Source organism: Leptotrichia massiliensis, from assembly GCF_900104625.1.
GTDB classification, from domain to species: Bacteria; Fusobacteriota; Fusobacteriia; order Fusobacteriales; family Leptotrichiaceae; genus Leptotrichia; species Leptotrichia massiliensis.
The window spans coordinates 490,698-501,693 of record NZ_FNVZ01000005.1 but is presented as its reverse complement, the minus strand read 5'-3'; the positions used below and the strand labels follow the sequence as shown (position 1 = coordinate 501,693).

General features: G+C 33.0%; 8 protein-coding genes and 2 riboswitches. Of the genes, 1 reads left to right on the top strand and 7 read right to left on the bottom strand.

The features are described 5' to 3' along the window. Positions 1-96 precede the first annotated feature (96 nt). Complete coding sequence (locus BQ5344_RS06250) at positions 97-900, top strand: class I SAM-dependent methyltransferase (protein WP_071124608.1); 804 nt, start codon at positions 97-99, stop codon at positions 898-900. A 71-nt stretch (positions 901-971) separates the two neighbouring features. Here BQ5344_RS06250 and BQ5344_RS06245 read toward each other — a convergent pair whose 3' ends face one another. From BQ5344_RS06245 to carA, 7 genes are all read right to left on the bottom strand, one after another. Further along, the gene (locus BQ5344_RS06245; RefSeq protein ID WP_071124607.1) at positions 972-2,315 is read right to left on the bottom strand and encodes an alanine/glycine:cation symporter family protein; all 1,344 of its coding nucleotides are present in this window, start codon (positions 2,313-2,315) and stop codon (positions 972-974) included. Positions 2,316-2,507: 192 nt separating this feature from the next. Further along, positions 2,508-2,589: riboswitch (glycine riboswitch) on the bottom strand. A gap of 3 nt (positions 2,590-2,592) precedes the next feature. Then, a riboswitch (glycine riboswitch) is annotated at positions 2,593-2,695 on the bottom strand. A gap of 130 nt (positions 2,696-2,825) precedes the next feature. After that, positions 2,826-3,575, bottom strand: a complete 750-nt coding sequence (locus tag BQ5344_RS06240) for a glycosyltransferase family 2 protein (RefSeq protein ID WP_071124606.1) — start codon at positions 3,573-3,575, stop codon at positions 2,826-2,828. 24 nt (positions 3,576-3,599) lie between these two features. Continuing rightward, positions 3,600-4,580: a Gfo/Idh/MocA family protein gene (locus tag BQ5344_RS06235; RefSeq protein ID WP_071124605.1), complete on the bottom strand. Its 981-nt coding sequence runs from the start codon at positions 4,578-4,580 to the stop codon at positions 3,600-3,602. Between the two features lie 61 nt (positions 4,581-4,641). Further along, positions 4,642-5,202, bottom strand: coding sequence for an RNA 2'-phosphotransferase (locus BQ5344_RS06230; RefSeq protein ID WP_071124604.1), 561 nt, complete (start codon positions 5,200-5,202; stop codon positions 4,642-4,644). A gap of 98 nt (positions 5,203-5,300) precedes the next feature. Next, a complete protein-coding gene (locus tag BQ5344_RS06225) occupies positions 5,301-6,290 on the bottom strand; it encodes a YiiG family protein (protein ID WP_071124603.1) in 990 nt (329 codons plus the stop codon). Positions 6,291-6,431: 141 nt separating this feature from the next. Beyond that, complete coding sequence (gene carB / locus BQ5344_RS06220; RefSeq protein WP_071124602.1) at positions 6,432-9,617, bottom strand: carbamoyl-phosphate synthase large subunit; 3,186 nt, start codon at positions 9,615-9,617, stop codon at positions 6,432-6,434. A 79-nt stretch (positions 9,618-9,696) separates the two neighbouring features. Beyond that, the gene (gene carA, locus BQ5344_RS06215; protein WP_071124601.1) at positions 9,697-10,794 is read right to left on the bottom strand and encodes a glutamine-hydrolyzing carbamoyl-phosphate synthase small subunit; all 1,098 of its coding nucleotides are present in this window, start codon (positions 10,792-10,794) and stop codon (positions 9,697-9,699) included. Positions 10,795-10,996 lie beyond the last annotated feature (202 nt).

Sequence of the window (10,996 nt, the reverse complement as noted above, 5' to 3'; positions counted from 1 at the left end):
TTATTTTTTTATATTTAAATTTGCATTTTGCTAAAATTCAGGTATAATGTATTAGAATACTTTGATTCTCAAAATATTTTTCAGGAGGAATAAACTATGAAAATAAATTTAAACAACATTTCTGAAACTATGCTTATTACTTTGTATATGAGAGCTACTGATGCTAAAAGCCTAAAACCAATTTTGAATGATAAAAAGTCTTTAGAAATACTTTCACAGATAGATTATGATTTCTCAAAATTTAAAAATGCTTGGACATCGTATTATGGTGTACTCTCACGTGCAAAAGTAATGGATAATGAAGTAAGAAAGTTTATAGAAAAATATCCAGATTGTGTGATTGTATCTATTGGATGTGGATTAGATACAAGATTTTTACGAATTGATAATGGAAAAATAAGATGGTATAATCTTGATTTACCTGAAGTTATTGAAAAACGAAAATTATTTTTTGAACCTAATGAACGTGTTACAAATATTCCAAAATCAGCTTTTGACTCAGCTTGGACAAATGAAATTAAATTGAATGGAAAAAAATTACTTATTATTTCAGAAGGCGTATTAATGTACTTTGAAGAACAAAAAATTAAACAGTTTTTGGAGATACTAACTAATAATTTTAATTCTTTTGAAGCTCATTTTGATCTTATTTATAAAGGAACCGTTAAGTTAAATGACAAGCATGACGCTTTAAAAAATATGAAAGCAAAATTTATTTGGGGTGTAAAAGATGGAAGCGAAATTATAAAATTGAATCCAAAATTAAAACAAATTGGACTTATCAACTTTACTGATGAAATGAAACATCATCTTCCTGGTTGGAAAAAATTATTTATTCCATTGCTTTATATTGTAAATAATCGACTTGGAATTTATACTTACGAAAAAAATAACTATTAAATTTTAATAAAAAAATATACCCAACCTTAAATTTTTCTACTTTTAAGTTTTGAGTATATTTTTATTTGTCGTTAATCCTCTAACAACGGATCTTTTTTTGTAACTTCAACCACCAATTTATGCAAACAAATCAATGCTATCAAATTTGGAATTACCATAAGACCGTTAAACATATCCGCAAGTTCCCACACTAAATCAACTTTTTGAAGTGAACCGGCAATTATGCAAATCATTACTAAAATTCTATAAATATTAAGTGCTTTTTTACCAAACAGATATTTCACATTAGCTTCCCCAAAGAAATACCATCCAATTATAGTAGAAAATGCAAAAAAGAATAATGCAACTGCAACAAAAATCACTCCAAAATGCCCCAATACTGCGTGAAATGCCTGTTGTGTCAATGAAATCCCAGTTCCATCCGCTTTTCCGTCTGCAATCAAAATTACTAATGCTGATAATGTCAAAATTACAAAAGTATCAATAAAAACTGTGACAATTGCAACATGCCCTTGATCTTCAGGATTTTTAACCTTTGCAATTGCGTGAGCATGCGGAGTTGAACCCATTCCAGCCTCATTTGAGAATAATCCTCTTGCCACTCCAAATCTTATCGCTTTTTTTATTCCCATTCCTAAAAATCCACCTAAAACTGCCTTTGTCGAAAAAGCATTCACAAAAATCGCTTTAAATGCCAAACCTGCATTTCCAATATTTAACACAATGATGAACAGACATATTACAACATAAAGAACTGCCATAATAGGAACTATTTTTTCAGTAACTGAAGCAATTCTTTTTACTCCTCCAAAAAATATAAATCCAGATAAAATTGCCAAAAATATACCTGTTATAACTGTCGGAACATGAAAAGCATTATGAAAAGCATCTCCTACTGAATTTGCCTGAACCGCATTTCCCATAAATCCTAAAGACAGTACGCATGAAACCGCAAAGAATCCTGCCAGAAATTTGGCCGCTTTTCCTCCTTTAAATAATGTTTCAATGTAGTATGCTGGGCCTCCCGTCATTTCTCCATCTTTTTTCTGTTTAAAAATCTGACTTAATACAGCTTCTGAATAGATAGTTGCCATTCCAAAAAATGCACTTACCCACATCCAGAATATTGCCCCTGGACCTCCTGATACAATCGCTGTTGCCGCTCCTGCGAGATTTCCTGTTCCAACTTGTGCTGCAATAGCCGTTGCTAAAGCCTGAAACGACGACATCCCATTATTATCCGCCTTTTCTCCGCTCAAGTCAAACCCGCTTGTCAACTGTTTCAAACCGCTCTTAAACTCCCTAACTTGAATAAATTTCAGTCGAAATGTATAAAATACTCCTGTTCCAACTAACAAAACAATTAAAATAACTCCCCAAAAAAATTCATTAAAATTTTTAATAATTTCTAACATCTAAATCCTTCTCCTTCGTTTTTTATTTCTGAATTTTAGAATGGATAGAAAAGCTTAAAGCGTTTTAATACAAATTTTATTATAAATCAAAGAAAAAGGCTGTCTTTTACTTAAATAAAGTCAAGACAACCTCTTAAAATTTCTTTTATATAAAAAAAGAAATATAAAATCCATAATTTTATATGTATTATTCTCTGTTCTTTTACCTGAGAGTTTAGGGAATAAAAATTCCTTTGCTCCTTCGGTGCCGTCATTTAAGACAGTCTCTCCAGAGGCTCGTCCACTATGAGTCCTTTTACCTGAAAGAGTCACTTCTTCGGTGTTTTATTCTACATTTACAAAATTTATAAATGAGACAAAATCTCTCCTCATACCTTCATCCAAATTATTCACTTTTCTATATGTTAGCATATTTTTTTCTGTGTGTCAAAAAATATTCTTTATTATTTTTCTTTCAAAAAAGCTTTTAATAGATTATTTTTCATTTACATTTCCTTTTTCCAAAATATTTTATTTACTTTTTAGCACAGCCCTAACTGCATAATGTAAAAAATAATAAACTGACTTCAAAAACGGTAATTTCTCAACTTTTCGATAAATTTCCCAACGAACTTTTGCCGTTTTAACCTTATTGCTCGAACGGGAATTATCCAGTACTCGATAATAAGCCAAATTTTCCTTGAGTCCAAAAATCGTTTTCACATCCTTCACAATCTCCAGCCAAAGTACATAATCCTCATTTTTCTCCAGTTCCTTAAAATACCGCTTCCCAACTTTTTCCACATCATACATAACTGTAAGACAGCCTAGATAGTTATTTTTTAGCATATCAGTATAGGAGATTTCCGATTTAATTACAACTTCATTGATTTTTTCGCCATTTTCCTTAACTCTCGTGTACTCTGTACAGCTAATTCCTGCATTTTTTTCCTTCATAAATTGTATCTGCTTTTCCAATTTTTGACTGTGCCAGTAGTCATCAGCATCCAAAAATGCAATATATTTCCCATTTGCCAAATCAATCAAATGATTCCTCCCTTTTACAACACCCATATTTTTTTCAGTATTTACAACCATTATTCTATCATCTTTTTTTGCATATTCATTTACAACTGCAAGACTGTTATCCGTTGAAACATCATTCATAATAAGCATTTCCCAATTTTTATAAGTCTGTGAAAGCACTGATTCTATTGTTTTCCCAATAAATTTTTCTGCATTATACATTGGCACAATTATTGAAACTTTTTCTTTTTCCATTTTCCCTCCTTATTTTACAATTTTCTAATCCTGCGGAAACCTAATCCCCGCTCCAAGTCTAGCTTTTGTCTGCACTTCGCTTACCAGAAGGCTTTTTTCCAGCTGTTTATAGCAAAATTCCAAGTCATTTTCATTTACTGCACTAATGAATGTTTTAAATTCAGGCACAACTCTATCTTTTGAAAATCCATCATCAAAGCTTTCTGTTGTTCCATCATACATTTTTAATGTAACTTTTCCGACAAGTCCCGGAGCCTCTTCACTTACTATTTTTCCTTTACTTCCTTGAATTACTCCTATTCTTTCTCCTTCGCTATCTTTTGCACATACACACATAGCATTGAAATTTTTGTATTCTACCATAAGAACTCCGCTTGTGTCAATATTTCGCTCGGTGTTTGCATAGTATTTCACATTTTCAGGCTTTCCAAAAAGTCCTAAAACATAATGTAAATTATACAGCCCCAAGTCCATCAATGCTCCTCCAGCTTTTTCGGGATCAAATACAGGTAAAATTTCTCCTCTCTTAAAAGCGTCATATCTGCTGGAATACTGACTATACTGGCTCTGAACAAGTTTCACATCTCCGATTTTCCCAATCCAATCTTTTATTTTTTTATAGTTTTCAAAATAAAGTGTCGTTATCCCTTCAAATAAAAATAGTTTTTTTTCCTTTACTAAATCTGACAATTCTTTAGCTTGTCTATAATTAGTTGTCATCGGCTTTTCAACAATAACATTCAGACCTTTTTCCAATGCTTTTTTACAATATTCAAAATGTAAAAAATTCGGAACAGCAATATAAACAGTGTCAATCCCAAATTCACAAAGTTTATTAAAATCATCAGTAAATTTCGAAATACCATATTTTACACAAATTTCCTCAACTTTTCCAATACTCTTTTTTGTCCCTTGTATCCCCACGATTTCCAGCCCTTCCAACCGAACAAGACTAGGCAAAAATTCCTGAACAATCATCCCTGAACCAACAATTCCCAATTTCATAAAAAATCCCTTCTTTCATCTTTCTGTTTTTTATATTAATAAAATGGTTTGATAATTTATTTTAAAATTCCAAATATTTCACTTCAATATCATCAGTCAACCAAACGCCATTTTTTGAAATAAAAAATTTTTTCCCATCTTCATACATTTTTTCCGCCAAAACCTTTATTATAAATGGTTTTCCGTGGCGTTGACCAACAGAATATGCCGTTTCTTCTGTCTCTGACAAATGTACAAATTGCCTGCTTTTCTTTTTTAACCCCTCTTTTTTTATCTGCTCCAAAAATCTATCCGCTGTCCCATGATACAAAATTTTAGGAGGCTTAACAGCTTTCAATTCTAAGTCAACATCTATGCTATGCCCTTGACAAGCCCTAATTTTTGTAAAATCCTCATTAAATTCGTATCTCTTTTTACTGTTATTCCTTACAATCTCCTCCAAAATTTCAAAATTTATCCGTTCCTCTTTTCCATTTTCAACATCTCCAGAGCGACTTATTCCATTAATAAGCTCATCTACATTAGCCCATCCATTCCTATCCAGTTCAATTCCAATCATCTCAGGCTTATGCCTTAAAATCAAACTTATAAATTTTCCTAATCTTGTTAATTTCTTTTTCACGGTTCTCCTTTTTTTCTATATAATTTGTTAAGTAAATTAAATTTTTATTTATTTAATTTTTTTGGAAATAAAATCGGCAATATTAAAGCAATAAATAGTTAATTCATCAAATTATTATAATCATTTATCAGTTTATTATACTTCTTAATTACATCATTCGGAGTCCCAGTCATATCCTCCGTATAAACTTTCTTCTCAATCTCGCTCTTGCTCATCGACTTGCTTTTCTCAATTTCCTTAATAAATATTGTAACTGATTTTTCAAATTCTGCAAGCTGTTTGTTAAATATTTCCAATTTTTCTTTTGTGTAATTCTCTTTTTTTAGCTGTTTCTCGTTTGCAATTGCTTTCTGGAAGTTAGCTGAAGCCACTAAAATATTTTGCTGCGCTTTTTTTAATTTTCCTAAATCACCTTTTATAAAGGTTGTCATACTAATTTTCTGATTATCCATTTTATCAACAAAATCTTCACAGCTGTTTATCAAAATTGTCAAATTGTATTTTATTAGGCTGCCTTCATTTTTATATGTTTCCAGTATTTTCTGCATTCTTTCCTTTGATTTATTTGCCACTTCAGTTTTGAAAGCATCTGAACTTTCTTTATATCTTTTGTAAATTTTTAAAAAATTTGTATGTAATTGCCGCCCTTTTGCAAAGCCATCTGCCAAATGTTCTTTTTTTCCATAGTAATTTGTCATGGAATCCGTTACTGTTTTTAATTCTTTTAAAATTGGCAATAATTTTTTGGAAGAGTTATCCAGCTTTTCCATCTTAAATTTTGAATTTATATTTTTTTCAAGTTTCTGGATAACAGCATTGTCGATTTTAATAACAGGAACGCTTTCCAGAGTCCCCATTTCCTGTACATTTATTTCCTTGCCTTCTCCAGCCACATCAATATATTTTGAAATTTCATTCTCAATATTTGTCAAATTATTATGAATTTCAATATAACCGTTGTACTTCTCCATCTCTTCATTTTTCACTTTTTTTATACTAAATTTTCTTCCAATTTCCTTAAATGTATCATCACAGGAAAATAAAAAAATCGAAAGAAATCCTATTAATATTATTTTTTTATAATTCATTTTTACTCCAGTATTTTTTATTTATTCAATTCGCTTAAAAATTTTACCAATTCCGCGAATCCTATTCCTCAAAATAAAACTAACGAAATTGGTAATTTTTAAAATTTATTTTCTATTTTATTTAATAAAATCAATAATTAATTATATCGAACTTACATTAAATGAAATGGATTCCAGAACTTTCAGTAAAGCGTCCGTTGTATCAAGTGAAGTCAGACAGGCTATTTCCTGCTCGCTTGCGGCACGTCTGATTTTAAATCCATCGTTTCTTGCAGTCTTTTTCTTACCAGCTGTATTTATTACCATATCAACAAGTCCTTTATAAATCAGCCCTAGCACATCGTGTTCATATTTCCCTTCTTCTTCAATTTTTCCAACAGTTTCAACACGAAGCCCTTTTTCCTCAAAATATCTGGCTGTACCTTTCGTAGCCATTATATGATAACCTAACCGAGAAAATCTCTTAGCCAGTCCATAAGCTTCCTCTTTTGCCGTTCCACTAATTGTAAACAGTACACTTCCTTGATCCTTGACTTTAATTCCAGACGAAATTAGCCCTTTGTAAAGTGATTTTTCAAGGTTTTCATCACTTCCCATAACTTCTCCTGTAGACTTCATTTCAGGCCCTAGCGTTGTGTCCACATCTTTTAATTTCTGGAAACTGAATACAGGAACTTTTGTATACACATGTTTACTTTCTTCAATTAATCCAGTTTCGTATCCTTTACTTTTCAATGTTTCTCCAAGAATTCCCTTCATAGCAAGATTTGCCATAGGAACACCTGTAATCTTGCTTAAAAACGGAACTGTCCTTGAACTTCTAGGATTTACTTCCAGCACATAAACTTCTCCATCGCTAATTACATACTGAATATTCAAAAGTCCTATAATATTTAATCCTTTTGCAAGCCTTGTTGTATAGTCAATTAATGTACGTTTTTGTGAATCTGTAATGCTTTGCGGAGGATAAACCGCAATAGAATCTCCAGAATGGACTCCCGCTCTTTCGATATGCTCCATAATTCCAGGAATCACAACCGTTTCCCCATCGCAAATTGCATCCACTTCGATTTCCTTTCCAACTAAATATCTGTCAGTAAGCACAGGATGATCAGGCGACACTTTTACAGCATTTTCCATATATTGACGCAATTCCTCTTCACGATATACGATTTCCATTGCTCTTCCACCTAATACGTAAGATGGACGCACTAGAACAGGATACCCGATTTCAGCCGCATTTTTTACAGCAGTTTCCGTATCAAATGCAGTTTTTCCAAGAGGCTGAGGAATATTCAATTTATGCAACAATGCCTCGAATTTATCACGATTTTCCGCATTATCAATTTCTTCAAGTGCTGTTCCCAATATTTTAACACCATGTCTTGCCAATTTTTCAGCCAAGTTAATTGCCGTCTGCCCACCAAACTGAACAACAACGCCTTCTGGCTGTTCAAGTTCAATTATTGCCATAACATCTTCTTCCGTAAGCGGCTCAAAATAAAGCTTATCCGAAATTGAAAAGTCCGTTGAAACAGTTTCTGGGTTGTTATTTACAATAATCGCCTCATAGCCAGACTCTTTTATCGCCTTCACAGCGTGAACTGTCGCATAGTCAAATTCAACACCTTGCCCAATTCTAATAGGTCCTGAGCCAAGTACAATAATTTTTTTCTTATTTCCTACAACACTTTCATTTTCCTGCTCATAAGTCGAGTAAAAATAAGGTGTTTCTGACTTAAATTCAGCCGCACAGGTATCAACCATCTTAAACACAGGCTTAATATTGCATTTTTCACGAAGTTTGTAAACTTCATCTTCTGTCGTATTCCAACGGTGTGCAATAACTTTATCTGAAAATCCATATCTTTTGGCAAACAGCAGTGCATCTGGATTATTTACATTTGCCTTCAATTCCACTTCAATATCAATAATATTTTTCATTTTATCAAGGAAAAACATGTCAATTTTTGTCATATCATGTATTTCCTGCGGAGTAACTCCTCGTCTTAACGCTTCCCCAATGAAAAACAATCTTTCATCTCCAGCTTTCTGGATTCTTCTCAAAATGTATTCCAAGCTAAATTCATCCCCATTTGGAAGCCCCAAGTGATGTACTCCGTACTCAAGTGAACGAATAGCTTTTAACAAACTTTCCTCATAAGTTCTTCCAATTGCCATTACTTCCCCTGTTGCCTTCATTTGTGTACCTAAATGCCTATCTGCCTTTTCAAACTTATCAAACGGAAATCTCGGTATTTTACTTACAACATAGTCAAGTGACGGCTCGAAGCACGCATACGAATTTTTAGTAACAGGATTTATAATTTCATCAAGTGTCAATCCAACTGCAATTTTTGCAGCGATTTTCGCAATTGGATAACCTGTCGCTTTTGAAGCGAGTGCCGATGAACGTGATACTCTCGGATTTACCTCAATAATATAGTAATTAAACGAATACGGATCTAATGCCAGCTGAACGTTACATCCACCTTCTATTTTCAATGCTCTTATTATTTTCAGTGAAACATCTCTCAACATGTGGTATTCCCTGTCTGTCAACGTTTGCGACGGTGCAACTACAATCGAATCTCCCGTGTGAATCCCAACTGGATCAATATTTTCCATATTGCAGACAACAATCGCTGTGTCATTGCTGTCACGCATTACTTCATACTCAATTTCCTTGTATCCTGAAATTGATTTTTCCAATAAACATTGAGTTACTGGCGAATATCTAAGTCCATTTGTAACAATATCTTCCAGTTCTTCATCATTGTGGCAGATTCCTCCACCAGTTCCTCCCATTGTAAAGGCAGGACGCACAATCACAGGATAACCAATTTTTTCGACAAATCTACGTGCCTCTTCCAAATTATGAATAATATCCGATTCAGGCACAGGCTCTCCCAGTTCATTCATCAAATTTCTGAACAGTTCCCTGTCTTCCGCTTGCTTAATGGAGTCAAGCTTAGTTCCTAGCAACTCTACTCCACATTCTTCCAGTACTCCTGCTTTGTGCAGTTCCACAGCCAGATTTAGCCCAACCTGTCCTCCAAGAGTAGGAAGCAAGGCATCAGGACGCTCTTTTCTTATAATTTTTGACACAAATTCAACAGTCAATGGCTCAATATATACTTTATCCGCAATTTCCTTATCTGTCATAATAGTTGCAGGATTGGAATTTACAAGGATAACCTTGTATCCTTCTTCACGCAATGATAAACACGCCTGTGTCCCCGCATAATCAAATTCAGCAGCCTGTCCAATAATAATCGGTCCAGATCCAATCACTAAAATTGTTTCTATATCTTTTCGTTTAGGCATTTCCCTACATCTCCTTGCTATTAATTTTTTTGCCAACATTTTTATTTCAATATTTTATAATTTAAGTTTTATATACTTCTTATTCGACGTATTCAAAATTCCGATTCTTTTTCATATTTTCAATAAATATATCAAATAAATAATTCGGGTCATGTGGTCCTGGAGAAGCCTCTGGATGATACTGTACCGAAAATACTGGATATTTTTTATGTCTTACACCTTCGCAGGTTCTGTCATTTACTGCAATATGTGTTAATTCCAGCTCTGTATCCTTCAAAGAATCAATATCTACAGCATATCCATGATTTTGTGCTGTAATATCAACTTTTCCAGTTTGTAGGTTTAATACTGGCTGATTTGCCCCACGATGTCCGAATAGCAATTTATATGTCTTTGCTCCACAGGCAAGTGAAATTAGCTGATGTCCCATGCAAATTCCAAAAATTGGCACTTTATCTATTAATTCCCTAATTGTAGCAATTGTTTCTGGAACATCTGTCGGATCTCCCGGCCCATTGCTTAACATTATTCCATCTGGTTTTTGTCTTAAAATTTCTTTAGAAGTTGCATTATGTGGCATTACGACAATATCACAGTCCCTTGAGTTAAGTTCCCTCATAATTCCTGATTTCATACCTAAATCAAGCAGAACAACTCTCATCCCTCTTCCAGATGAAAGAAATGCCTTTTTTGTCGATACCTGTTCGATTTGATTGGTTGGCAACGAATTGATTTTTAAATTTTCTGCAATTTCTTGCGGATCTTTGTCTGCACTAACGATAATTCCCTTAATCGTTCCATGCTCTCTTATCTTCTTTGTCAGACTACGTGTATCAATTCCAGAAATTCCTGGAATATTCAAATCCTTCAAAACTTCATCCAATGTAAATTCATTTCTAAAATTAGAAGGTTTTCTACATATTTCACGAGTTATGATTCCCTTAATACTTGGATTAATAGTTTCATAATCATCCCTATTTATCCCATAATTTCCAATTAACGGATAAGTAAATGTAATAATCTGCCCATTATACGATGGATCTGAAATAGTTTCCTGATACCCAGTCATCGCAGTATTAAAAACAACTTCCCCAGCCATTTCCACATCTGCTCCAAATCCATACCCCTTATACACACTACCATCTTCCAAAACAAGCTGTTTATCCAATGCGTACATAAATACTACCTCCCTAAATTTTAAATGATACTATTTGTTTTAAAATTTGTTCAATTGTCATTAACGTGTCTGATTTGCGATAATAGTAAACTATTTTAATTCAAATCCTAGATATGTATTTATTAATAAAAGTCTGAATGTATTTACTAACATCTCTAATCTCATAATTATACTATATTTTCAAAGTTTTATCAATAATGGC

Coding starts and splice junctions, on each gene's coding strand:
- BQ5344_RS06225 (WP_071124603.1), bottom strand. CDS start 6,290: ATGAATTATAAAAAAATAATATTAATAGGATTTCTTTCGATTTTTTTA.
- BQ5344_RS06245 (WP_071124607.1), bottom strand. CDS start 2,315: ATGTTAGAAATTATTAAAAATTTTAATGAATTTTTTTGGGGAGTTATT.
- carA (WP_071124601.1), bottom strand. CDS start 10,794: ATGTACGCATTGGATAAACAGCTTGTTTTGGAAGATGGTAGTGTGTAT.
- carB (WP_071124602.1), bottom strand. CDS start 9,617: ATGCCTAAACGAAAAGATATAGAAACAATTTTAGTGATTGGATCTGGA.
- BQ5344_RS06235 (WP_071124605.1), bottom strand. CDS start 4,580: ATGAAATTGGGAATTGTTGGTTCAGGGATGATTGTTCAGGAATTTTTG.
- BQ5344_RS06240 (WP_071124606.1), bottom strand. CDS start 3,575: ATGGAAAAAGAAAAAGTTTCAATAATTGTGCCAATGTATAATGCAGAA.
- BQ5344_RS06250 (WP_071124608.1), top strand. CDS start 97: ATGAAAATAAATTTAAACAACATTTCTGAAACTATGCTTATTACTTTG.